The sequence below is a fragment of the Streptomyces sp. NPDC005761 genome (assembly GCF_040630635.1).
Taxonomy (GTDB): Bacteria; Actinomycetota; Actinomycetes; order Streptomycetales; family Streptomycetaceae; genus Streptomyces.
This window is the reverse complement of the sequence record NZ_JBEXXX010000019.1, coordinates 1-24461: the sequence shown is the minus strand read 5'-3', so window position 1 is coordinate 24461 and position 24461 is coordinate 1. Positions and strand designations below refer to the sequence as shown.

The 24461-nt window shown below is 70.2% G+C and carries 13 protein-coding genes; 6 read left to right on the top strand and 7 right to left on the bottom strand.

Annotated elements, in window-relative coordinates; all coding sequences use genetic code 11:
- Nucleotides 1-19 precede the first annotated feature (19 nt).
- From ABZ434_RS19015 to ABZ434_RS19000, 4 genes are all read right to left on the bottom strand, one after another.
- Nucleotides 20-10744, bottom strand: a complete 10725-nt coding sequence (locus tag ABZ434_RS19015) for an amino acid adenylation domain-containing protein (protein WP_359137722.1) — start codon at nt 10742-10744, stop codon at nt 20-22.
- A gap of 472 nt (nt 10745-11216) precedes the next feature.
- On the bottom strand, nt 11217-12395 hold the full coding sequence (locus ABZ434_RS19010; RefSeq protein WP_359137719.1) for an acyl-CoA dehydrogenase family protein: 1179 nt from the start codon (nt 12393-12395) through the stop codon (nt 11217-11219).
- Nucleotides 12396-12501: 106 nt separating this feature from the next.
- Nucleotides 12502-13659: a methyltransferase gene (locus ABZ434_RS19005; protein ID WP_359137716.1), complete on the bottom strand. Its 1158-nt coding sequence runs from the start codon at nt 13657-13659 to the stop codon at nt 12502-12504.
- A gap of 143 nt (nt 13660-13802) precedes the next feature.
- A complete protein-coding gene (locus tag ABZ434_RS19000; RefSeq protein WP_352124544.1) occupies nt 13803-14000 on the bottom strand; it encodes a hypothetical protein in 198 nt (65 codons plus the stop codon).
- Nucleotides 14001-14231: 231 nt separating this feature from the next.
- On the opposite strand from ABZ434_RS19000, the gene ABZ434_RS18995 reads away from it, so the two are divergent.
- From ABZ434_RS18995 to ABZ434_RS18980, 4 genes are all read left to right on the top strand, one after another.
- The gene (locus ABZ434_RS18995; RefSeq protein WP_359137712.1) at nt 14232-15056 is read left to right on the top strand and encodes an endonuclease; all 825 of its coding nucleotides are present in this window, start codon (nt 14232-14234) and stop codon (nt 15054-15056) included.
- Between the two features lie 121 nt (nt 15057-15177).
- Nucleotides 15178-16689 (top strand): leucyl aminopeptidase, encoded by a 1512-nt coding sequence (locus ABZ434_RS18990; protein ID WP_359137709.1) that lies wholly within the window; start codon nt 15178-15180, stop codon nt 16687-16689.
- Nucleotide 16690: 1 nt separating this feature from the next.
- Nucleotides 16691-18343, top strand: coding sequence for an AbgT family transporter (locus ABZ434_RS18985; protein WP_359137706.1), 1653 nt, complete (start codon nt 16691-16693; stop codon nt 18341-18343).
- A 5-nt stretch (nt 18344-18348) separates the two neighbouring features.
- A complete protein-coding gene (locus ABZ434_RS18980) occupies nt 18349-20157 on the top strand; it encodes an SLC13 family permease (RefSeq protein WP_359137703.1) in 1809 nt (602 codons plus the stop codon).
- Between the two features lie 6 nt (nt 20158-20163).
- Here ABZ434_RS18980 and glsA read toward each other — a convergent pair whose 3' ends face one another.
- The 3 genes from glsA to ABZ434_RS18965 form a co-directional block, all read right to left on the bottom strand.
- A complete protein-coding gene (gene glsA, locus ABZ434_RS18975) occupies nt 20164-21501 on the bottom strand; it encodes a glutaminase A (RefSeq protein ID WP_359137701.1) in 1338 nt (445 codons plus the stop codon).
- A gap of 14 nt (nt 21502-21515) precedes the next feature.
- Nucleotides 21516-22082, bottom strand: a complete 567-nt coding sequence (locus tag ABZ434_RS18970; protein WP_359137698.1) for a hypothetical protein — start codon at nt 22080-22082, stop codon at nt 21516-21518.
- Between the two features lie 82 nt (nt 22083-22164).
- A complete protein-coding gene (locus tag ABZ434_RS18965; protein WP_359137695.1) occupies nt 22165-22659 on the bottom strand; it encodes a DUF1269 domain-containing protein in 495 nt (164 codons plus the stop codon).
- Between the two features lie 122 nt (nt 22660-22781).
- Between ABZ434_RS18965 and ABZ434_RS18960 the strand changes: the two genes are divergently transcribed.
- Both ABZ434_RS18960 and ABZ434_RS18955 read left to right on the top strand, forming a co-directional pair.
- Complete coding sequence (locus ABZ434_RS18960) at nt 22782-23897, top strand: chemotaxis protein (RefSeq protein ID WP_359137692.1); 1116 nt, start codon at nt 22782-22784, stop codon at nt 23895-23897.
- A gap of 76 nt (nt 23898-23973) precedes the next feature.
- Complete coding sequence (locus ABZ434_RS18955; RefSeq protein WP_359137689.1) at nt 23974-24297, top strand: plasmid stabilization protein; 324 nt, start codon at nt 23974-23976, stop codon at nt 24295-24297.
- Nucleotides 24298-24461: the final 164 nt, after the last annotated feature.

Here is a 24461-nt window from a genome sequence, read left to right as displayed (position 1 = left end):
GTCCCTTCGAAGGCCGCGATCAGATCGCGAGCGCGGTCAGCTCTGCGGTGCGGGCGCGTAGCCGCTCCAGTTCGCCGCCCGGCGCCGCCGCCGGTTCCTGGACGTCGGCGGGCACAGCGTCCGGCGGCACGGCCGTGGGGAGGATGACTTCGTCGTCGCCCAGAACGATGCCCCGGTTGTTGAGCGCGGCACTGAACTTCATCAACGTCAGCCTGCTCACCGGCCCCGCGCACAGCCGTTCGATCGCCGCCGTCAGCTCGTCCGGCTGGATGAGCGGCGCCTGCGCTCCGACCACTGCGCCCCGCTCTCCCTCGGTGGGTGCGTTGTTGAAGCAGTAGCCCAGGTTCAGCACCTTGCCGGCAGCGCCGTAGCGGCGTTGCACCGTCAGTGCGAACGAATCGAGGAACGTGCAGGCGGCCGCGTAGTTCGCCTGCTTGATGGCTTTGAGGTAGGAGTTGATCGAGGACAGGAACAGGGCGAAATCGAGCGATTCACCGCCGAACACCTCCATGCACCGGACGCTCGCGTCGACCTTGCCGCGGAGCACGTCCTCGAACTGCGCCCCGCTCATCCGGGCCAGGCTCGCCCCCGAGAACACGAGGCCCGAGTGGATGACGCCGTGCACCGCGCCGAAACGTCGTACGATCTCGTCCTTCGCCGCGCTCAGGGACGCGAGGTCGGTGGCGTCGGACCGCAGGTACAGCGGCGCGGGCCCGTCCGCGCCGGTCGCCTGAGAGATGGCGGCCTCGACCCGCGCGTCCCGCGGCCTTCGTCCGAGCCACACCACCTGGGCGTGGTACCGGCGGATCACGTACTCGCTGATGACCGTGCCGAGGGCGCCCGCCCCGCCGATGATGACGTACGTGCCGCCCTGCCGAAGCCGGGACGTCGTCGGCGAGGCCGGCTGAACGGTCATCAGCCGCTGCCCGTGCCACCGGCCGTCGCGGTGGATACGCAGGTTGCCGTCCGGGTCAGCTGCCAGGTCCAGCACCGCGGCGAGCGAAGGCGCGTCGTAGTCCTCGACGTCCGCCACCCGCACCCGCCAGTCCGGGTACTCCTTCGCGGTCGACCCCGCCAGGCCGGCGACACCGGCGTGCGCCGGGTCGACGGTCTCGGCCTCATGGACGGCGTGCGCCCGCTCGGTGATCAGGGTCAGGCCCAGTGAGCGATCGCCGTACCCTGCGGCCAGCAGTGCCTTCACCGTGCGGAAGGCATGCAGCGAGCCGCTGGACTGGCCCTCGACGACGCCCGCACCGGACCGGTCGTCCACGGCGCTGGGCGCCACCCAGATCAGATGGTCGAGTTCCGGGACCGACCGGAGAGACGTCTCCAGGTCGTCGTGCGTACTCTGCGCCGGGTCCGCGACCACGTGCGCGCCCGGCAGACGCGCGAGGAGGACGTCCCGCGCCTGCCCTGGGGACGCGATGACGCCCACCGATGCGGAACCCTGCGGCCACGTCACGGATTCCGTCGACTGAAGGGGATCCCACACCGGCACCAGCGTGGCGACGCCGTCCGCCGGGTCCGGCGTCTGCTCGGTTCGACGGCCTGCGATGCCTCGCAGACGCAGGCACACCGTGCCGTCGTCGGTCGCCAGGTCGATGTCGATCCGGTCCGCGCCGCGCGCGTCCTCGGCACGGCGTATCAGGGCCCACATGGTGGTCGCGCCGGGAGCGAGGACTTCGGCCGACTTGATGCCGAACACCAGCCCGACCCGATCGTCGCCGTCGAGCAATCGCATGCACTGCATCGCCGAGTCCACCAGCGCCGGGTGCGGGCCGAGGCCGTCCATGGTTCCTGACGCCGTGCCCGGCAGCCGCAGTTCGGCGAGCACCGCGCTGTCGCTGCGGTGCACCGCCACGACCCCCTGGAACGTGGGGCCGTAGGCGATGCCGCGATCCCGCCATTCGGCGTAGAACCGCAGGGGGTCGAATGACGTGGACCGGAAGTCCCGAAGGAGCGCGGGCAGATCGAGCGCCCGCGCAGCCGTCGGCTCCGCGGCGGACACCCCACCCTGACAGTGGAGAACGGGCTCGTCTCCGGCGGACCCCGTGGAGGACACCGTGAACCGGGTGACGTCGCCGTCCGCGCGAAGCGCCACCCGCAGTGCGCGCGGCGCCTCCGAGGCCGAGAGGGGTCGCAGGAAGACGATGTCGTGCAAGCGAACCGCGTCGCTCGCGGTCCGCCTCGCCGCCGCTGCGACCCACTGCAGATACATGGCCCCCGGGGCGATCCCGGTTCCCCGCACCTGATGTTCACGCAGGTAGAACTCGTCGCCGGTGAGGACTCCCCCGTCACGCCGCGGCCCGTCGTCTGCCGTCGCGCGGCCCGGCAGCGCATAGCGTTCCCCCTCGAAGGGGTAGCCAGGCAGCGGTACGCGGCGGTGGCGGCGGTCGCGGAACAACTCGGCGAAATCCGGTGCCTCACCGTCAAGGAACTGCTGGGCGAGTGTCCGCAGCCTGGAGTCCGTACCCCGCGCCGGAATGTCCTGCCCGGAGAGCCAGGCAGTGCACCGGCTTTCCAGTTCTGCGATATCCCGGACCACACTCGCCCATCGATACCGCCGGTGCCTGCGGCCGAGCAGAAGTGTGTGGCTCACGTCGCCGGGATCGAGGTCCGGGTGCTCGCGGCAGTGGCGCGCGAGCCGGACGACCTGTTCACGCAAGGCGTGCTCCGTCGCCGCGGACAGCACGATCAACCGGGCCCCGTCCTGCCTGCTCCGCGGCGGTGCGGGCTGCGCGGACGGGTTGGACGGCTGCTCGATGACGGCGTGGGCGTTGGTTCCGCTCGCGCCGAGCGACGTGACCGCGGCGCGCCGCGTGCCGCCGTCGGGCACGGCCCACCGCCTCGGCTCCGTGTGCACGAAGAACGGGCTGCCGGCCAACGTGACACTGGAGTTCGTCGCGGTGTGGTGGGGCAGACCCGGGATCACCTCGTGCCTCATCGCCAGCAGTGCCTTGATGACGCCGATCACTCCGGCCGCCGCCTGCGCGTGGCCGATGGAGGCCTTGGTCGAGCCGAGCGAGCAGAACCGCTCGGCGTCCGTGAAGCCGCGGAATGCGCGGTCGAGCGCCCGGAATTCCACCGGATCGCCGAGCTTGGTTCCGGTGCCGTGCGCCTCGACCAACCCGATCCCGGCGGGGTCGATGTCGAAGTCCTGGTAGATCTGCCGGATCAGCCGTTCCTGCGAGGTCCCGTTCGGCGCGGCGATCCCGTTCGTCGTGCCGTTGTGGTTGATCCCGATTCCACGGATCACGCCGTGGATGTGGTCGCCGTCCGCCTCGGCGTCCGAGAGTCGTTTGAGGATCAGCGCACCGACTCCCTCGGCGGGCACGAATCCGTCGGCCGACTGGTCGAACGAACGGCACCGGCCCGTCGGGGAGAGCATCCCGGCCCGCGACGCCGCGAGATACAGCCGCGGCGAGTTCTGGACGTAGACCCCGCCCGCGATCGCCGTGGTGACCTCGCCCGCCCACAGCGCCTGACACGCCAGGTAGAGGGAGACCAACGAGCTGGAGCACGCGGTGTCGACGGCGATCGCCGGCCCGTGCAGGTCCAGGTAGTACGCGATGCGGGACGGCACGAGCGAGTTCATGTTGCCCCACAGTGCCTGGCCCGGGTAGTCGGACGGCCCCGTCAGATCCAGGTAGTCGCCCGCGGCGCAGCCCACGTAGATACCGCACCGGTCGCGGTCGAGCGACTCGCCCGCGTGGCCCGCGTCCTCGAGCGCACGCCACGCCTCCTCAAGGAACAGCCGCTGCTGCGGCTCCATGTAGACGGCCTCCGCACCGGAGATCCCGAAGAAGAGCGGGTCGAACTCGTCTACGCCTTCCAGGAGACCGCCGTCCAGGCAGACGCTGCCCAGTGACGCGAGGTCCCAGCGGGACACCTTCGAGACAGCGTCCCGGCCGGAGACCAACAGGTCCCAGAACTCGTCGGTATCCCGAGCGCCCGGGAACCGGCCGCTCATGCCGACGATGGCGACGGGCTCCCGGCCACCGCCCGACACCTCGGACACCGCGGACCGCCCGGATACGGCGGACGCCTCGGGGACCGCGAACGGCCCGGGTAAGGCTGCCGGCCCGGACACCGCGGAGGGCCCGGACACCGCGGACCGCCCGGATACGGCGGACGCCTCAGGGACCGCGAACGGCCCGGGTAAGGCTGCCGGCTCGGACAGCTCGGACACCGCGGAGGGCCCGGACAACGCGGCCCCAACGGCAGCGCCTTCCTCCTCGACGACGTATCTCGTCAGACGCCTGATCGACGGGTTCTCGAACAGCACGCTCGGATCGAGGTCGGTGCTCAGCGAGTCGTTGAGCCGCTGCACCAGGGAGACGCCGGTGAGCGAGTCCAGTCCGTAGTCGGCGAAGGGCTTGTCGGCCGCGAGCTCATCCGCAGTCAGCTTCAGCGTCTCGGCGAGGATCCGCTCGACGGTCGCGCGGACGTGCTCCTCGGGGGAACCGGACGCGGCAGGCCGCGGATCCCGGCGCGGGACGGACGAACCGACGCGCGCCAGCAGTACCTGCTGGCCCAGGTCGCGGGCGGGCTCCGCCAGCAGTTCGACCGTGTCGAACCCGCACTCCCGCAACACTTCGCGCCACGAGTCCGAGGACAGCGCCGGTCCGCCCTGGATACGCCTTCCGTCCGTGAACCGCCACCACCCTTCGAGGAGCCCGAAGGTCAGGTGCGACCACCAGTCGTTGCGGGCGAGTTCGTTGAGTACGAGGACTCCGCCGGGCCGCAGCAGTGCTCCGGCATGACGCACTGCCTGCACGATGTCCTGGGTGGCGTGCAGGACATTGTTGGCGATGACGATGTCGTAACCGCCCACCGCAAGTCCCTGCGCGCCGGGCTCCCGCTCCACGTCGAAGGTCGTGAAGGACACGTACGGCACGCGGCCGGCGAACCGCCGCTCCGCGTCGATCAGGAACGCCTTCGAAACGTCCGTATAGCAGTACTCAGCGAGGTCGCGTCCCGTCAGTTGGGCGAAAACGCGCTCGCTGGTGCTGCCGGTGCCCGCTCCGATCTCCAGCAGCCGGATCCCGTCGCGGCGGGCGTCCACCTCCGCGCGCACCGCGCCGGCCGTCACGTCGTTGAAGTAGTCGGCCGTCGCGTTTCCCCGGTATGCCGGTTCGACCAGCTCGAACGAGCCGCCCGGGAACATGACCGCCGTGGCCTTCGTCCGCCCGGACAGGATCGCGGGCAGGGCCTCGATCATGCGCTCGGTCAGGCCGGTCTTGGCCGCCAGCTCCGGATCGTCGGCACGGACGTCCTTCCACGCGCGCCAGGCGTACCACGCCTGGTCGAGGCCTGGCGCACTCCTCCCGGGCACCACGAACTCGCCCTCACGCACGAGTTCTCCGTGGCTCAGCAGCACGGTCACCGTATGGTCGAGCCACTGGGCGAAGGACGGCGTGGTCCTCTGCCCGATCAGGTCGCGGCGAACGGGCGCGTCGAAGAGTCCCGCCGCCACGAGCTGTGCGAGCACGAGCGGGCGCGAGAGGCTGTCCATCTCGTCCGTGGCGGACGTGCGACCGGACAGGAACGTCTCGACGCTCTCGGGCCTGGCCGCGGCCACGAGCAGCGATGCCGCGTCGAGCGGGTCTGCGGCCCGAGGGACCGACACCGCCTCGGCAGCCGGCCAGTACCGTTTCGCAGCGAACGGATACGTCGGCAGACTCACCCGCATCGGCGCATTCGCGCCGTGGTAGATGCGCCACTCGACATCGATGCCGTTGACCCACAGGGGCGCGATCTTGTCCCACTCCCCGTGTTCGAGCCACCCGGCGAGAAGGTCTCGCAGCTCCCCGACGCGATCGAAGAGGTCGAGCAGCTCGTCCCCGGGCCGTCGGGCCGTACCTTCGAACACCGTTCCGCGCGTGCCGCGCTCGACGTAGTCCTGAAGGGTCGCGATCAGCCCGTCGACGTCGTTCGCGACGAAGACCACTCGTTCGGCCATCGCCCGCCGCCCGACCTGCAGCGTGTAGGCGAGCGACGCCAGATCGCCGTGCGCGTCCCGGTATCCCGGCAGGAACTCCAGAAGCTGCCGCGCGAGGACGCCGAGCCGCTCCTCGTCGCGGGCCGAGAGGACCACGGCTTGGGGGCCGGGGCGTCCGGCGGCCCGCGCACCGGTCGGCGCCTGTTCCAGTACCGCGTGCACGTTGGTGCCGCCGATCCCGAAGGAGCTCAACCCCGCCCGCGCGGGCTCGTCGCCGTCCAGCGGCAGATTCCGGTCGGCCACGAAGAACGGCGACTCGTCCCAGTCGATCTCCGAGCTCGGTACGTCGCAGTGCAGGGTCCGCGGAACCTCTCCGTGCTGCAGGGCCAGGGCCACCTTGATGAGGCCGGCGATCCCCGCGGCCGCGTCCAGGTGACCGATGTTGCTCTTGACCGAGCCGATGCCGCAGTACTGGCTGCGTGCCGTGTAGTGGCGGTACGCCTCGGTCAGAGCCGCGACCTCGATGGGGTCGCCGAGCCTCGTGCCCGTGCCGTGCGCTTCGACGTAGCTGATCGTCGCCGGGTCCGTGTCCGCCTTGTCCAGCGCCTTGCGGATCACCTCGGCCTGGCCGCGCACGCCGGGCGCGTAGAACCCCGCTTTGTCGCCGCCGTCGTTGTTCACCGCGACGCCGCGGATCAGGCAGTAGATGTGATCGCCGGCGGCGATCGCCTCACTGGCGCGCTTGAGGACGACCACACCTACACCTTCACCACCTGACATGCCGTCGGCGGCGTCGGCGAACGCGCGGCTGCGACCGTCGCTCGAGAAGTTGAGGCCCGGCTGGTGCACGTATCCCAGTTCCCCCGCGGAGAACAGGCTGGCCGCGCCGACGATCGCCTGGTCGGCATCGCCGGCCAGGAGTCCCTGACAGGCGACGTGCACCGCGCTCAACGCCGAGGAGCAGTTCGTGCTCACCGCCATGCTGGGGCCGTGGAGGCCCAGCTTCGTGGAAATCATCGTGGGCACCGTGCCGCCTTGGGCGAACAGCCACGCGGCGTAGGTCTCGGAGTTCGCCAGGACCCGCGGGCCCGACGCGTTCGCCATCAGAGCCGGGAGCAGGGCCTGGTAGAAGTTCGAGCTCGTCGACGTGGTGACGCTGGTCCCGGGAACGTCCTCCGGGCGGTAACCGGCGTCCTCCAACGCCTGCCACGCGTGCTGCAACAGCAAGCGCGCCTGTGGGTCCATGAACTCGGCGTCGCGGGGGGAGATGTCGAAGAACGCCGCGTCGAACTCCGCTCTGCCGTCCACGACCGACCGCTGCGGCACGTATCCGGGTCGGGTGATCAGCTCCTCCGGGACTCCGAGCGTGCGCAGTTCCTCGACCGACCATGCCGTGGAGCCGCTGCGTCCTTCCACGAGCACGGACCAGAACGCGCGATGGTCCCCGGCTCCCGGGAACCGGCAGGAGATGCCGATCACCGCGATCGAATCGTCGAGCGAGGCGTCGTCGGCCGCCGGAGTGGCATGGCGCGGAGCAGGGTGCCGCTCGGGCTCGACCGGCTGCGCCACGGGTGCCTGCCCAGCAGGCAGCAGCCCCGTCAGGTGTCGGGCCATCGCCGCGACGGACGGGTGCGCGAAAAGGCTGGTGGGTCGCATCGAGCAGCCGAACTCGCGGTTGATCTGCGCCACCGCTTCGATGGCCGCGAAGGAGTCCCCGCCGATGTCGAAGAAGCCTGCGGCACGATCGATGTCACGCGAGCCGAGCACCTCTTCGAAAATCCCGCGCACGGTCCGCTCGACGTCGAGGGCGGCCGGGCTGCCGGCGGCCGGGAGCGGCGCCGTCCGGGCGGCCTCGGCCAGCTTCGCCCGGTCGACCTTGCCGTGCGCGGTGAGCGGAAAGGCGTCCAGGGCCACGAATGCGGCGGGCAGCATGTAGGCGGGGAGGGTCTTGGCGAGTTCCGCGCGCAGCAACGCGGCGTCGACCGACGCTTCCTCGTTCCCGGTGTAGTAGGCCGTGAGCCTGTCCGACAGGCCGGCATGTTCGAGCAGGACGACGCTTCGGCCGATCTCCGGGCGGGCATCGAGCACCGCCTCGATCTCACCGAGTTCGATGCGATGACCGCGCAGTTTGACCTGGTGGTCCATCCGGCCCAGGACGACGATCTCGCCATTCGGCAGTCGGCGCGCGCGGTCGCCGGTGCGGTACAGCCGTCCGGGCACGAACGGGTTGTCCAGGAAGCGCTCGGCCGTCAGCTCCGGCTTCCGGTGGTAGCCCAGGGCGACCCCTTCGCCCGCGATGTGCAGCTCGCCGGTCACGCCGACAGGCAGGGGACTCATGTTCTGGTCGAGGACGTACAGCTGGGTGTTCGCGATGGGGCTGCCGATGGTCACCGGCTCCTCGCGGCGCAGCCGCTTGGCCGCTGACCAGATGGTCGTCTCCGTGGGCCCGTACAGGTTCCAGGCCTCGCCGCGCGCCACGAGTTGGTCCTTCAGGCCGACGGGTAACTCCTCACCGCCACACAACACCTTGACGCCCTCGGTGTTCTGCCACCCGACGCGCACCAGCATGGCCCAGGTCGCCGGAGTGGCCTGCATGATCGTGGGCCGCCAGTCGGCGACCTTTTCTGCCAGCAACGTGGCATCGGCGGCCGTGGCCGAATCAGAGATGCAGACCTGCCCGCCGGTGATCAGCGGGAGGTAGAGCTCCAAGGCGGCGATGTCGAAGCTGTGCGTGGTGATGGCCAACAGCCGATCGTCGGACGTCACTTCCAGCGTGTGTGCCATGGCCAGCAGGAAATTGGTCAGCGCCGCGTGCGGGACCACGACGCCCTTGGGCTTCCCCGTGCTGCCCGAGGTGTAGATGATGTAGGCGGCTGCGGGTGTCGAGGCTCGCGAGTCCGGCGCGGCGGCGGTCGTCTCCCCCGCCGCCGCCCATGCGTGGGGGACCTCATCATCCTGACGGTCCGTCGGATACAGCCTCGTCCTCGGCGCCCCCACGGCGGCCAGGCTGTCCATCACCGCCTCATGGCAGATGACGAGTTGCGCACCGCTGTCCTCGACCATGTAGGAGAGGCGTTCGGCCGGCAGTCGGCCGTCCAGGGGCAGGTACACCGCACCGAGCCTCATGACGGCGAGGAGGGCCACGACAAGGTCGAGTGACCGTTCGTAGCAGACCCCTACGACGTCCCCGGGGCCGACGCCTTGACGCGTCAGCGTATGTGCCAGCGCCGAGCTCCGGTGCGCGAGTTCGCGATAGGTGAGGGTTCGCTCCCCGCAGGTGACCGCCGGGGCGTCCGGGTTCGCCTCTGCCTGCTCGGCGAAGAGGTCCCAGCACGTCCGATGCGCGGGAAAGTCGGCCTCGGTGCGGTTCCATGCCTCGATGACGAGGCGCCGTTCCTCGTCGTCAAGCAGGTTCAACGTGCCTATCGGCGACTGCCCGTCCGAGGCGAGGATGCTGTCCACCAGGGTGGCGAAGTGTTCTGCCATGCCCGCGACGGCGTGGGCCGAGAAGGCGTCGGGGTGGTATTTCCAGTTCACCAGGAACCCGTCACCGGGAGCCACGTCCACCGTGAGGTCGTACTCACCCGACTGGTACAGACCGTCGACGAGCTCGAAGTCCGTCTCGCCGGTGGCGCGGGCCCGCTCCTCCAGGTATCCGGAGAGAGCAGAATCCTGATAGTTGTACACGATTTGATAAAGGGGCGACCGCGGATTCACGCCCCTGGCACCGAGATCGCCCACGATCCGGTGGAACGGGTAGGCCCCGTGCTCGAGTACTTCGAGCACCGTGGACTGTACGCGCCGGGCGAACGACGTGAACTCCTCGGAGGCCTCCGGCCTGCTCCGGACGGGCAGTGTGTTGACGAAGAAGCCGACGATCGGGTCGAAGTGTTCCGTCGGGCGCCCGGCCACCGGCATGCCGATGACGAGGTCCCCGCTTCCGGTGTACCGGTGCAGCAGAGTCAGGAAGGCCGCCAGGAAGAAGATCCCCGGGCTGATCTCGTGCGAAGCGGTGAAGGCCGCGACGGCGGCGGCCTGATCCCTCGGCAGCCGGCTGGTGAATACCTCGCCCACATGAGGCGCGTCCGGCGGGAGAGCCACCTGCGAGGGTAACCCCGTGAGGACGTCCGCGCCGGCGAGCTCCCGCACCCAGAACTCGCGGTCCTGCTCGGCGCGCTCGCCGGCGAGTAGGTCCCGCTCCCACGCGACGAACTCACCGAACGAGGCGGAGCCCACCTCTGTCGGCACGTCCCGCCCCTCGGCCCGCGCCCGGTACGAACCGAACAGCGTGTCGATGACGAGACGCCCCGACACTCCGTCGATCACGAGGTGATGAACGACCAGCAGAACGTAGGCCTCGGACGGGGAGCGGCGCAGGACGGCCAGCCTGGCCAAGGGACCACCGGCCAGGTCGAACGGCCGCCTCGCGCTTTCCCGCAAAAGGTTCAGCACTCGACCGGACGGCACATCGGAGATGTCCACGTCCTCGACGGAGAATTCGTCCGCATCTCCGTGGGACAGACGCGGCCCGTCATCCGTCTCGCGCACCGCGGCCGAGAGAAGCGGATGGCGGTAAAGCGTGTCGCGGAATGCGGCCTGAAGCACCGCGGTATCCACGTCCGCGAACGAAAAGCACACGGGAACGTTGTACGCGTACGTCTCCGGCTCCATCTTGGCAAGCGCCCACAGGCCGCGCTGTCCCTCGGACAAAGGAATGTCCACGCGTCTGTCGAGCTCGGCCATGGCCCCCGTCGTCGACATCTCGCCGTCGGCATACATGCGGGCGAGCGCACGAAGGTTCATGACGGACTCCTTCCTGCCACACCACCCGGGCATGACGCCGCGGCAGAAGATCGCGAGCAAACGCAAGGACTCTGCCCGAGCCCGCACGGAGCGGGCTTGCAGTTGCCTTCCGACTCCCACTCGTGGACCCCGCCGACTACGACCGTTCCTTGGTCATCATGGTCGAACGTCGCGTCCCTGCACCAGGCCGCGTCCCCGAGCGGCTCCCGCAGCGGTAGCGGCTCCGGGTTCAGGGTGCCGAAGAGCACTTGGTGTCGTGATCCGACGTACAGCCCCTCGACCGGGCCCCACCCGGTGGTGTCGAACGACACGGATGTGGCCGTCGGTGTCATGACAGTCAGTATGACCGGCAGACCTCTGAGTGGTTTCAGGTTCGTTCCGCTGTGGGGCACGTCACTTGGAGCCCCTGGCGAAATGCGATGAAGGATGCCCTGGGGTCGGGCGAGGATCGCTCGGTACTCGTCACAGGGGCTCAGCGACGCACGCGCGGCATCCCGAGGCCGATCCAGGAGATGATTTCCCGCTGGATCTCGTTGTTGCCGCCGCCGAAGGTGAAGATCACGGCGGACCGGTAGCCGCGTTCGAGTTCGCCGTGCAGTACGGCGCCCGCGGAGCCCTCCTTGAGGGGCCCGGCCGAGCCGACGACCTCCATGAGCCAGGCGTAGGCGTCACGTCGTGCCTCGGAGCCGTAGACCTTGACGGCGGAGGCATCCTGGGGGGTGAGGGTGTGGTTCTGGACGGCGGACACCATCTGCCAGTTGAGGAGCTTCATGGCGTCGAGCCGGGTGTGCGTGCGCGCGAGGCGGGCACGCACCCAGCCGAGGTCGATGACGCGGCGGCCGTCGGCGAGGCGCGTGCCGGCCGCCCAGCGACGGACGTTGTGCAGGGCGCGGATGGCCATGGTGCCGTGGGCGGCGAGGGTGACGCGTTCGTGGTTGAGCTGGTTGGTGATGAGCCGCCAGCCCTTGTTCTCCTCACCGACCCTGCGGGAGACGGGGACGCGGATGTCCTCGTAGTAGCTGGCCGTCGTGTCGTGCGAGGCGAGGGTGTTGATCAGGGTGCAGGAGTATCCGGGGTCGGACGTCGGGACGAGGAGCATGGTGATGCCCTTGTGCGGCGGGGCGTCCGGATCGGTGCGGGCGGCGAGCCAGACCCAGTCGGCGGTGTCGCCGTTGGTCGTCCAGATCTTCTGCCCGTTGACGACGTACGTGTCGCCCTCACGCACCGCCCGGGTCCTGAGGGCGGCGAGGTCGGTGCCCGCGTCCGGTTCGCTGTAACCGATCGCGAAGTCGATCTCCCCGGCGAGGACCTTCGGCAGGAAGTACGCCTTCTGCTCGTCGGTGCCGAACTGCATGATCGTCGGGCCGACGGTGTTGAGCGCCATCAGCGGCAGCGGTACGCCCGCCTGCGCCGCCTCGTCGAAGAAGATGAACTGCTCCATGGGCGACAGACCGCGTCCGCCGTACCGCGTGGGCCAGCCGACGCCGAGCCAGCCGTCGGTACCCAGGCGGCGGATCGTCTCGCGGTAGAAGCGCTTCTGGGCGGCCGGGTCGGCGTAGCGCGCATAGGCGTTGTCGGGGACCAGGGCGGCGAAGTACGTATGCAGTTCGGCGCGCAACTGCTGCTGTGCAGGCGTGTATTCGAGGTGCACGGCCCCTCCAGGAGTCTCGCTTCGCGTCGCCCGTGTGCGGCGGCGCACACAGTAGAACGTGTTGCAAGAATCCGGAAGGGGCCCGAGCGTCCGAGGGTCGTGGCCGTCAGCGTCTGACGGCGCGCAGCACGACGAATTTGGGGTCGCCGGCCACCGTCGTGCAGTTGCCGAAGATCCGGCGCAGCTGCGTGTGATAGCCGAGATGCCGGTTGCCCACCACCCACAGTTCGCCGCCTTGACGCAGCGCGGTACGGGCCCCGTGGAACATGTTCCGGGCGGTCGCGTCCGTGGTGGCCTGGTGCGAGTGGAACGGCGGGTTGTTGAGGACGAGGTCCGCTCCCCCGGGCTCGGCGCCGGCCAGCCCGTCGCCGACGACGAAGCGGGCCTCGGCTTCCGGCCCGGCGTTGGCCCGGAAGGTCGCCTCGGCCGAGGCGAGTGCCTGGTAGGACTCGTCGACGAAGGTGAGCGCGGCCTCGGGGTTGGCCAGTGCGGCGGCCAGGCCGAGGACGCCGTTCCCGCAGCCGAGGTCGACGACCCGGTCGGGGCCGCTGCGCACCGGCAGGTGCTTCAGGAAGAAGCGGGTGCCGATGTCGAGCCGCTCCGCGCAGAAGATCCCGGCGTGGTTGACCACGGTGCGGCCGGCGACGGCCCCGACGTCGTCGGGCAGCTCGTAGTGGTAGGGCCAGGGGCTGGGGGTGCGGGCGAGGGAGGGGTCCGGCGTGCAGTGGATGAGCCGGGCCTTCTTGACGGCGAGCGAGGTGCGGGTGGGGCCGATGATCCGCTCGAACAGTTTGAGGGTGGAGGTGTGGATCTCCTTCACCATTCCGGTACCGATGACGACCGTGCCGGCGTGGACGGCCGGGGCGAGCCGGTGCAGCTGGTCCTCCAGGAGCGCGAGGCTCTTGGGCACCCGGACGAGCAGGACGTCGATCCGGTCCGGCGGCGCCTCGCGGGCGGACAGCAGCTGAACGGCATCGGGGTCGGCACCGTTGCGTTCCAGGTTCGCCGCCGTGGCCCGCTGCGCGAGGTAGGAATCGGTGATCTGTACGGGGCGGTGGGCGGCCAGCGCCGTACTCAACGCGCCCCAGCGGTCACCGACGATCACGACGCGTCCGTGGAGGCCGACCGGCTCGGCCCCGTCGACCCCCTCCAGGTGCCGCAGCAGGTACTCGTCGGCCGCGTCCCAGGCTCGGAACGGGTCGCGGGGGTTCTCGGGGAATCGGGCGAGGTCGTAACCAGCCCCTGACGTCGTCAAACGGTTCATATTGCGTTCAGGCTAACCGAGCAGCGCCGTAAGCCCGCACGCACAGCGGTGGCCGGGGGCGGCGGGCCGCTCCCGGTGCGGCCCGCCGCCCCCGCAGCACCGGCTCTGCGCCGGTGGCCACGACGGGCCGGGGCCGCGGATCACTACGGCAGCTGCTTGTCGATGGCCGCCCTGCCCTCCCTGGCCAGCCTGCGCTCCGCCCACTCGAGATTCCGGGGTGTCAGGTCACGCCCGGAGGCGAGCACCACGTCCTCCGCCGACGGATTGTCGCTGGCACCGGTGTGCAAAAGGCTGTCGGGGGTCACGCCCCGCACGGATACGGATTCGGGCTCGTCGCTCATGCCGTGCCTCCTCGTCCTTGCGGCAATTCTCGCCCCCCGCCGACGGGGGCGCATCCGATGCCCACCGCGGCCCTCACTTGACCTGCACATGATAGGTACGCAGCGTTCACACGTCAGTCACGGTGCGTGTGGAAGGCTCCCGCTGACCACCAAGCGACACGACCACCGCGGAACCGCCCCCCACCCCGTGGCGGCGCCGCGGTGCCCGTATTTCCGGAGAGGACACCCCACATGTCCCGTCGCCACCTGCTCCAACGGCGCCCCCTGCTGGCCACCCTCGCCGCCTTCGCGGTGCTCGGCGGCACCGCCGCCACCGCACCGGCCACGACCCCACAGACCCCGGCGCCATCCGCCGCCCCGCCCGGCGCCCTGGACGACACGTACTACCAGGACGCGCTCGGCAAGACCGGCACCGCACTCGAGGGCGCTCTGCACACGATCATCAGCGACCAGTCCAAGCTCAGCTACAGCCAGGTCTGGGACGCACTCAAGGCCACCGACGAGGACCCGGCCAACTCCTCGAACGTGATCCTCCTCTACACCGGCCGCTCCCAGGCCAAGAGCGACAACGGCGGCAACGTCGGCCAGTGGAACCGGGAGCATGTCTGGGCCAAGTCCCACGGCGACTTCGGCACGGCCACGGGGCCCGGCACCGACATCCACCATCTGCGCCCGGCGGACGTCTCGGTCAACTCCACACGCGGCAACAAGGACTTCGACAACGGCGGCACCGAGCTCGGCGACGCACCCGGCAACTACACCGACGGCGACTCCTTCGAGCCGCGCGACGCGGTCAAGGGCGACGTGGCCCGCATGATCCTCTACATGGCCGTGCGCTACGAGGGCGACGACTCCTTCGCCGACCTCGAACCCAACGACAGCGTCTCGAACGGCTCCGCACCGAACATCGGCCGGCTCTCCGTACTGAAGACGTGGAGCGAGCAGGACCCGCCGGACACCTTCGAACAACGGCGCAACGACGTCATATTCGACCGGTTCCAGCACAACCGGAACCCGTTCATAGACCACCCCGAGTGGGTGGAAGCCATCTGGTGAACGGCCCCTTCTGAGACAGCTCCCCAAAAATCCGACACTCCGGCAATAACTGCACAGTTGCACCAAAACGGGTGCTTTACTGCGCAACGTCTTGCCTACTGCGTTGGGGAGCGTGTTTCAGATGAGTCCTTCCGCCCTGCCGTCACCCGTACCGTCCAGGCAGCAACGCCCTGACATCGAGGTGACGGAGCGGCCGGCCACGCCACAGGCCGGAAACGGGACTGCGACCGGAGTCCCCGTCACGTCGTCGGGCGAGTTCCCCGACGACGTGGCCATCGGCGCGCAGACGGCGCAGTCCCTCGGAATGACCGGAGCGGTGGGCCGGACCCTGGTCTGCGCCGACCCCTCCGGCTCTCCCGTCGTCCTGTACGGAGTCGGCGACCCGGGCGCGCTGGACGCCTCCGCCCTGCGCGATGCGGCGGCCGCGTACGCGCAGGCCGCCCACGCCGCACGGCTTGAACTGGTGCTGCCCGAGGGGCCGCTGCTCACGGCCGAAGCGGCGGCGCAGGCCGCCGTCGAGGGCGTCCTGCTGGCCCGCTACGGGTACGAGCCGCTCAAGGCCACGCCCTCCGTGACGCCTGTCGGTTCCCTGCGACTGCTGGTGGACGCCGCGTCCGTCGAAGCTGCGCAGCGGGGAGCGGAGCGGGGCCTCGTCTATGCCCGCGCCACCGCCCTGGCCCGGGACCTGGCCAACGCCCCGCCCAACATGCTCACCGCCGCCGGTATGGCCGAGTGCGCGGCCCGCCTGGCCGCCGAGGCCGGATTCGGGATCGAGGTGTTCGACGAGGAGGCGCTCACCGGCCTTGGCTGCGGCGGCCTCCTCGGGGTCAACGCGGGCAGCAGCGAGCCGCCCCGCATGATCAAGCTGAGCTATGCACCCGCGAACTCCGACGCCCCACGTCTGACGCTGGTCGGCAAGGGAATCATGTACGACTCCGGCGGCATCAGCCTCAAACCCAGCGACGCGGTTCACGCAACGATGAAGAACGACATGTCGGGTGCGGGCGCGATCCTGGCCGCGATGACCGCCCTGCCCGAGCTGGCCTGCCCCACGGCCGTGACCGCATATCTGATGTGCACGGACAACATGCCGTCCGGCACGGCGACGAAGCTCGGCGACGTGCTGTCCATCCGCGGAGGCACGACGGTGGAGGTGCTCAACACCGATGCCGAGGGCCGTCTGGTGATGGCGGACGCCCTGGTGCTCGCCACCGAGGAGCCGACCGATGCCATCGTCGACATCGCCACCCTGACGGGAGCCTGCCTGCGAGCCCTGGGCGCCGAGATCGCCGGCGTCTTCGGCAACGACCAGCCGCTGGTGACCCAGGTACTCGCCGCCGCCCGCGACACCGGCGAACCGGCCTGGCAGCTGCCGCTCGCCCGCCGTTACCGCGCCGAACTCGACTCGGACGTCGCCGACATCAAGAACATGAGCGGCCCCAACGGCGCGGCCATCCACGCGGCCCTCTTCCTGGAGGACTTCGTGGCCGGTGTCCCCTGGGCCCACATCGACATCGCCGGTCCCGCGCAGAACGACAAGGCGGCCTCCTGGCGGCCCCGCGGCTGCACCGGCTTCGGCGCGCGGCTGCTCACCGAGCTGGCGCTCAACTTCCGCCCGGTGAGGAACAGCTGACATGAGCACTGCCTCCGGCCACGACGCCGTCGAGCGGACCCGCTCGCAGCGCATCCTCGACGGCATCGAACGCGTCGGCAACAAGGTCCCGCACCCGGCCGTCATCTTCCTCGTCCTGTGCGGTCTGATCATCGTCCTCTCGGCGATCCTGTCCGCCCTGGACGTCTCCGTCACCTACGAGACCACCACCCCGGAACCGATCGTCGCGGAGGAGACGTACAACGGCGGGACGAGCGAGCCGGCGATCGAGTACCCGCCCTCGGAGCTGTACGTCCACGACTACAGCGTCAAGACGGAGACGACCGGCATCGAATCCCTGCTGACGGGTGACGGGATCCGGTTCATCTTCACGTCGGCCGTCGACAACTTCAACAACTTCGGTGTGGTCGCGGTCATCCTCGTCGCCATGGTCGGTGTGGGCCTCGCCGAGGAGGCGGGACTGATCGGCGCGCTGATCCGCAAGCTGGTGAAGGTGGCCCCCGCGGGTGCCCTGACCTTCATCATCGTGCTGCTCGGCATCATCTCCAGCATCGCGTCGGACGCCGGCTACCTCGTGCTCATCCCGCTGGGCGCGGTGGCGTTCATGAGTGTGGGCAGGCATCCGCTCGCCGGCCTCGCCGCCGCCTTCGCGGGTGTCGGTGCCACCTTCGGAGTCAACTTCCTCATCACCCCGACCGACGGCATCGTCACCGAGGTCACCAACGAGGCCATCCACCTGATCGACCCCGATCTCTCGATCGACCTCACGGCCAACCTCTACTTCGGGATCGGCTCGTCGGTCTTCCTCGCGCTGGTGATCACCTTCGTCTCCGACAGGATCATCGAACCCCGGCTCGGCAGGTTCGAGGGCACGGTGGAGCAGGAGCACACCCAGGCGACGGACGGTGGCCCGGAGGGCGAGGCCAGGGGACTGCGGTTCGCCGCACTCGGCTTCTTCGCCGTGGCCCTGCTGATCGTGCTGCTGACCGCACTGCCGGACGCGCCGTTGCGCAACCCCGACACCGGCAGCGTCTTCGACGACTCGCCGTTCATGGACAGCCTGATCTTCATCATCATGCTGATCTTCCTGGTGGCCGGCCTCTGCTACGGCTACGGAGCCGGGACCCTGCGGGGCAGCGCAGCCGCGATGGAAGCCATCACCAAGACCTTCTCCGGTCTGGGCGGACTGATCTTCCTGCTGTTGATCATCGCCCAGTTCATCTCGTACTTCAATTACAGCAACATGGCGACCGTCGCGGCCGTGAAGATGTCCGACGCGCTGGAGGGCGCGAACGTCGGGCCGCTGTGGCTGCTGGTCGGGCTGATCGCCGTGACCCTCGTACTCGACATCATCATTCCGGGCGTGATCCCCAAGTGGGCCATCTTCGCCCCGGTGTTCGTGCCCCTGTTCATCCGGCTCGACGTGGCGCCGCAGACGGTCCTCGCCGCCTACCGGGTCGGTGACTCCCCCGTCAACGTCGTCACCCCGCTCATGGTGTACCTGCCGTTCATCGTGCTGCTGGTGCAGAAGTACAAGAAGGAGGCCGGTATCGGCACGGTGGTGTCGCTGATGCTGCCGTACACGCTGATCGTCGCCGTCGCCTGGATCCTGTTCTTCGTCGCCTGGTACCTGCTCGGAATTCCGCTGGGGCCGGGCGCGCCGGTGGAGACCTGACGGGAATGAGCGATGCCACCCTGTCCCTGACGGTCCTGGGTGCGGTGATCGTCCTGTTCGTGTGGAACCGGCTGCCCGTCGAGGTCGTCGCGCTCGGCTCGGCGATCGCGCTGTACGCGACCGGGGTCATCTCGGCCGAGCAGGTCTTCTCCGGCTTCGGTGACCCCGTCGTGCTGTTCATCGCCGGCCTGTTCGTCGTCAGTACGGGGCTGACGGCGGCCGGGGTGACCACCTGGGCCGGGCAGCAGCTTGCGGCCCGGGCGGGGAGCGGGCCCCGGCGGCTGCTGCTCCTCACCATGGTGCTGTCCGCCGCCATCGCCGCCCTGATCACGGTCAACGGAGCGGTCGCGGCGCTGCTGCCGATGGTGGTGATGCTCGCGGTACGGAGCAAGGTGCCGCCGTCCCGCCTGGTGATGCCGCTGGCGTTCGCCGCCCATGCGGGATCGCTGCTGGTCCTGACGGGGACGCCGATCAACGTGCTCGTCTCGGAGGCGGCGGTGGACGCGGGGGCCGCGGCGTTCGGGTTCTTCTCCTTCGCCCTGGTCGGGGTGCCCCTGGTGGCGGGCACGGTCGCCGTCGCCGTCCTGTTCGGCGACCGGCTGCTGCCCCGGCGTACGCCCAGCAGTCTGCCGCCCGACCTCAGCAGGCACGCCCGGACGATGGTGAGTCACTACGGTCTGGACCAGGACGCGGTCCGGCTGCTCGTGCCCCCCGGGTCCCCGGCGCTGGGAAGTACGGCGGACGCCCTGGCGGTGGCCGCACCTCAGAAGCTGACCATCGTCGGCGTGGTCACCGCCTCCGGCTCCCCGCGCGGCGGGGTGCCGCTGCGGGCCGACGACGTGCTGATCGCACACGGTCCGCCGGAGGCCGTCGAAGCGTTCGGCGAGCGGTTCGGGCTGCACCCGCTGGCCGGTCCCGTCCGCCCGTATCTGGTCGGGGCCCTGGTCGACCAGGAGCTGGGCGTGGCGGAGACGGTCATCAGCCCGCGCTCCGCACTCATCGGCGCGGAAGTCTTCCCCGGGATGGCCACCGACAGCGGAGACCTCGTCATCCTCGCCGTCCAGCGCAAGGGTCACGACCTCGGGCCGGAACCGTGCGTGCTCGCCGCCGGGGACACGCTGCTGCTGCGCGGCCCGTGGCAGGCGCTGAAGCGCCGCACCGAGCTGTCTTCGGACGTGCTGGTGGTCGACTCCCCCGCGGAGATGAGGCGCCAGGTGCCGATGCTGGGCGCGGACGGCCGGCGTGCGATCCTCTCGCTCGTCGCGATGGTGGGGCTCCTGGCGTCGGGGGCGGTGCCGCCGGCGGTGGCGGCGCTGCTCGCGGGCGGCGCCATGATCCTCATGCGGGTGCTGTCGTTGGCGGACGCGTACGACGGCGTCGCCTGGACCACACTCGTCATCGCGGGCGGCATGTTCCCGATGTCTGCGGCGATCCAGCAGTCCGGCGCCGCCGACCGCATCGCCGACCTCGTGGTGTCGGCCGCCGGCGGCAACGGCTACGCGCTGCTCGCCGGGGTGTTCCTGGTGACCGCGGTGCTCGGGCAGCTGATCAGCAACATGGCGACCGCGCTGATCGTGATCCCGATCGCCGTCTCCGCGGCGGCCGACGTCGGGATCTCCGTGCGACCGGTGCTGATGTGCGTCGCCGTCGCCGCGGCGGCCGCACTGCTCACACCGGTGGCGACGCCCGCCAATCTGATGGTGATGGGTCCGGGCGGCTACCACTTCGGCGACTACTGGAAGTTCGGGCTGCCCGTGCTGGTCTGGTTCATGGCGGTGGCTCTGCTCGTGGTGCCGCTCGTCTGGCCCCTGTAGGACGGCTCAGCCGGCGGCCGCCTCCGTGCACCATGCGACGGCCTCCTCGCGGGAAGCGAAGGAGCGTGCGGCCCCGGCCTCTTCGCCCGGCTCCCGGAGACGGCCGTCCGGGTCGGCCACGGCGGTGCGCAGGCCGTCCGCGGTGAGCCGGGCCAGCCCGCTGCGCAGCATCGCCCGGGCCACGGTGTCGACGGCCGTCACCCGCACCAGGTCGAGCACCACGGCGCCGGTCTCTCCGGATGCGGCCTCGTCCAGGGCGTACAGCACCCGCTCCGCCGCTGTGAAGTCCAGAGCGCCCTGGGCGGCGGCGACCGCCACCCGTTCGCGGCGGGCGCGCTCCCGCTTACCAGCCGGCGCAGCGGGCAGCTCGTCGGCGCTCGAGACCAGGGTGACGGTGGATCCCGCCAGTGCGGGGTTGTACATGAGATGCAGACCGAGCCGGTGCGAGAGCGTCCCGATCGCCAGGTGTCCTCGCACGGAGGTGCCGACGGGGTCGAGCAGCGGGCTGTACGTCGCCAGTCCGAACCGCGCGGGTCCGGCGGCGATCAGGCCGCCGGACACCCCGCTCTTGGCCGGCAGCCCCACTCTGAGCAGCCAGTCGCCCGAGGCGTCGTACATGCCGCAGGTCGCCATCACGGCGAGCACCTGGGCGGCGACCGGCTCGGACACCACCGTGTCACCCGTGAGCGGATTGACCCCGCCGTGCGCCAGGGTCGCCGCCATCGCGGCAAGATCCAGGGCGGTGACCCGTACTGCGCACTGGCGGAAGTACGTCTCCACCGCCGCCACCGGGTCCATGGGCAGGGGCCCGGTACTGCGGATGAGGTAGGCGAGGGCCCTGTTGCGGTCCCCGGTCGCCGCCTCGGAGGCATACACCTCCTCGTCCACGTCGAGTCTCCGGCCGGCGAACCGGCTGAGACAGTCGAGGATGAGTCCGAACCTGGGCGCCACCGGGGTGTCGGGGATGAGGGCGGTGGTGACGATGGCGCCGGCGTTGACCATGGCGTTGGCCGGGCGCCCGGTGAGCCGTTCCAGGCTGATGGCGTTGAACGCCTCGCCACTGGGTTCGGCGTTCACCCATCTGGACACCTCGTCGAGGCCGAGGAGGGACAGGGCCAGGGCGTAGACGAAGGGCTTCGACACGGACTGGACGGTGAACGGCACATCGGCCTCGCCCGTGCTGTACCGGTGGCCGTCCATGCTGATCAGGGCCAGTCCGAAGGCGCCCGGGTCGGCGTGGGCCAGTTTTGGGATGTACTCGGCGAGTTCACCCTCGTCGACCCCGGCGTACCTGGTGTGCAGTTCTCGCAGTGCGTCCGTGACGGCACCGGTGGCGGCGCTCACCGTGCTTCGGGCCGTCAGCCGCGCTCGGCCTGGGCGATCCGGGGGAACGACTTGACGCCGGCGGCCTTACGGCTGTTGGCGTGCTGGCTGACCGTCCGGTTCGGCGGCGCGTCGGCGAAGCCGAGCACCACGGAGTCGAGGACCTTGCCGGACGCGGCCACGAACTCCACCCGCACCGCGTAGAAGGCGGCCTTGTCGGTGCGGTTGGTCACTCGTACGAGAGCGCTGCGGAACTGTTCGGACGCCGCGACCGGGAGGCCGTTGACGGAGACGTCGTCGACGGCGTTGCCCTTGCCCCCGACATTCTCGAGCGTCGCCGCCGCCTTTTGACGGTTGCGTTCCACATCGGCGGAGACGGAGGCCGCGAAGTCCTCCTGGGTACGCGGGCTCTCGGTGGCGGTGGCTGACGCAGCCGGCTCCGGAGACACCGTACGGGTGCTTCTGGCGGTGCCCTGCGTCGAGCTGTCGTCGCTGTCGCAGGCCGCGGTGCCGGCGACGATCACCGCGGCGAGCACGGCGGGGGTCAGGCTGCGGGCTGCGCGGCGGCCGAGGGCGCGCCGCGCGGGGCTGGTCTGGTTCACGGACGCTCCGTCTGCTCGGAAGTGCCAGGGGAAGTGGGGGCCGGTGAGGTGGCGGCCGGCTGCGGGGCCGGTTTCCGGAGGGTCACGCCGCGTCCTCGCCGAAGATGTCACGGAGCCGCTCCTCGCTCCGGGTGTCCAGGTTGCTGTGGAGCAGTTCGGCGCCGCCGCCGGGAAGAGCCTCGCTGATCCGGTCGGGCACCTCGTTCATGGTGAGCAGGAACAGGGCCGAAGTGCCGGGCGTGATCTTCTCCTTGACCTCGGCGATGAAGTCGTCGTCGATGCCGACGTCGGCCAGCTTGCCGCCGAGCGCCCCGGCGGCCGCCCCGATGGCTGCGCCCAGCAGCGGCATCAGGAAGATCAGCCCGAAGAGCATGCCCCAGAAGGTGCCGCTCAGGGCGCCCGCGCCGACGAGGTTGAGCAACTGCTTCGTGCGCGGCTTGGCACGGTCGGCGGGCCAGCTCACGACGGCGGCGTCGAGGATCTTGATCAGTCCCTCCTTCTGAAGGGACTTCAGCGCCGTCTCCACGTCCTCCGCGCCTTCGGCCGACTGGAACTTCCACACGGTGAGCGTGGACATCGCGCATACCTCCCGAACCTGGAATGACCAACTCGCTCATATTAGGATCAAAAGGTATGAATTGACTCGTCGAATCACCCGCTCCGCACGGCAGTGCGCGCAAGTCCCCCGGGAGGGAACTGATGGACACGGATGCCCTGACGGCCGGTCTGTTGCAAGAGCTCCGCGCGGCCAAGCCCTATCCGGCCCTTTCCCTGACCATGCCGACACACCGGCGTGCCCCGGACAACGCCCAGGACGCCGTACGCCTGCGGAACCTGGTGTCCGCGGCCGGCAGCCGGCTCGACGCCGACCCCGACGTCAGCCGTGAGGCGCGCACGGCCGTCAAGCAGCAGCTCGACCGCGCGGTCGACGAGATCGATCCGCGCCGCGCCCTGGACGCGCTGGTGATTCTCGCGACGGCGGACGAGTTCCAGATCTGGCAGCTGCCCCGCACCGCACCCGAACGGGTGGTGCTCAGCGACACCTACCTGACCCGCAACCTGGTCGCCGCGAAGGCGCAGGCACAGCCGTTCTGGGCGCTCACCGTGTCGGCGGACCACGCCGCCCTGTTCAGCGGCACGTCCGACGCGGCGCACGAGGAGCACATCGGCGGTTTCCCGCTGACGGCTCCGCACGAGGCGCCCAACCCGCAGCGCGAGGAGCGGATCGGCGACACACCGAGCACGTTCACCGACGAGGAGACCCGGCAGTTCATGCGCACGGTGGACGAGAGGCTGCGCGCGGTGCTGGCCACCGATCCGCGCCCGCTCTACCTGGTGGGTCTCGCCCCCGCGCTCGCGCTGCTCGACGAGGTGGGCGAGGTCGCCAAGGACGCGGTCGGCCGGGTCACCAAGGGCGCCCCCGCCGACACCTCGCCCAGCGATCTGCTGACGGAACTGCGGCCCGCGCTGGACGCCCGGCAGAAGCGGTTCGCCGCGGAGATCGACGGCAAGCTGGACGAGGCCCGCGGACGGCGTGCGTTCGCCGGCGGCCTCGACGAGGTGTGGGCCGCCGTGCGGGAGGGACGCGCCGGCCTGGTGGCGGTGGAGGAGCACCATCAGCAGACGGCCCGGGTCGACCAGGAGCACCTGGTACCGGTGAGCGGCGGCGCGGCGGACCTGGCCGACGGGAACGTCCGTGAGGACATCGTCGACGAGTTGGTCGAAGCGGCCCTGGACAGCGGCGCCGAGGTCGTCTTCGTCGCGGACGATTCACTCAAGGAGCACGGCCGGATCGCCGCGGCACTGCGCTACTGAGCGGATGGCTCCGGCCCGGCCTCATTTGTCACACTGGAGGGGTCCCGGGCCGCAGCCTCCGAGAGGAGAACGCATCATGCCACGCGGATCGAATCCGAAGCGGGAACGCCAGTACGAGCACATCAAGGAGAGCGCCCAGGAGCGCGGCGTCGGCGAGGACCGTGCCGAGGAGATCGCCGCCCGGACGGTCAACAAGGAGCGCGCCCGCGCCGGTGAGTCGCGGACCGCGAGCCGTACGTCGCTCCAGGACATCTCGTCCTCGCGGCGTGGCGGGCTGCGCTCGCACAGCGGCGCCGCGGGCCCCACCCGCGACCAGCTCTACGAAGAGGCGAAGAACAAGAACGTCAAGGGGCGTTCGTCCATGACCAAGGCCGAACTGGCCCGAGCGGTCGGCCGCTGACCCCGGACGACACAGGCCCGGACGGTGATCCGTCCGGGCCTTCGCACTGCGCGCGCTCACCCCTCCCAGGATGCTCCTATAGACGTCAAGCTGCAGGAGCAAGGTCGTTTTGGGTGACTTGTTCTGTTGGTGTGACGGTCAGAGCGCGGTAGACCTCGCGGGCG

Coding starts and splice junctions, on each gene's coding strand:
- ABZ434_RS18980 (WP_359137703.1), top strand. CDS start 18,349: ATGAGCGATGCCACCCTGTCCCTGACGGTCCTGGGTGCGGTGATCGTC.
- ABZ434_RS19000 (WP_352124544.1), bottom strand. CDS start 14,000: ATGAGCGACGAGCCCGAATCCGTATCCGTGCGGGGCGTGACCCCCGAC.
- ABZ434_RS18960 (WP_359137692.1), top strand. CDS start 22,782: ATGGACACGGATGCCCTGACGGCCGGTCTGTTGCAAGAGCTCCGCGCG.
- ABZ434_RS18965 (WP_359137695.1), bottom strand. CDS start 22,659: ATGTCCACGCTCACCGTGTGGAAGTTCCAGTCGGCCGAAGGCGCGGAG.
- ABZ434_RS19005 (WP_359137716.1), bottom strand. CDS start 13,659: ATGAACCGTTTGACGACGTCAGGGGCTGGTTACGACCTCGCCCGATTC.
- ABZ434_RS19015 (WP_359137722.1), bottom strand. CDS start 10,744: ATGAACCTTCGTGCGCTCGCCCGCATGTATGCCGACGGCGAGATGTCG.
- ABZ434_RS18955 (WP_359137689.1), top strand. CDS start 23,974: ATGCCACGCGGATCGAATCCGAAGCGGGAACGCCAGTACGAGCACATC.
- ABZ434_RS18990 (WP_359137709.1), top strand. CDS start 15,178: ATGAGTCCTTCCGCCCTGCCGTCACCCGTACCGTCCAGGCAGCAACGC.
- ABZ434_RS18985 (WP_359137706.1), top strand. CDS start 16,691: ATGAGCACTGCCTCCGGCCACGACGCCGTCGAGCGGACCCGCTCGCAG.
- ABZ434_RS18995 (WP_359137712.1), top strand. CDS start 14,232: ATGTCCCGTCGCCACCTGCTCCAACGGCGCCCCCTGCTGGCCACCCTC.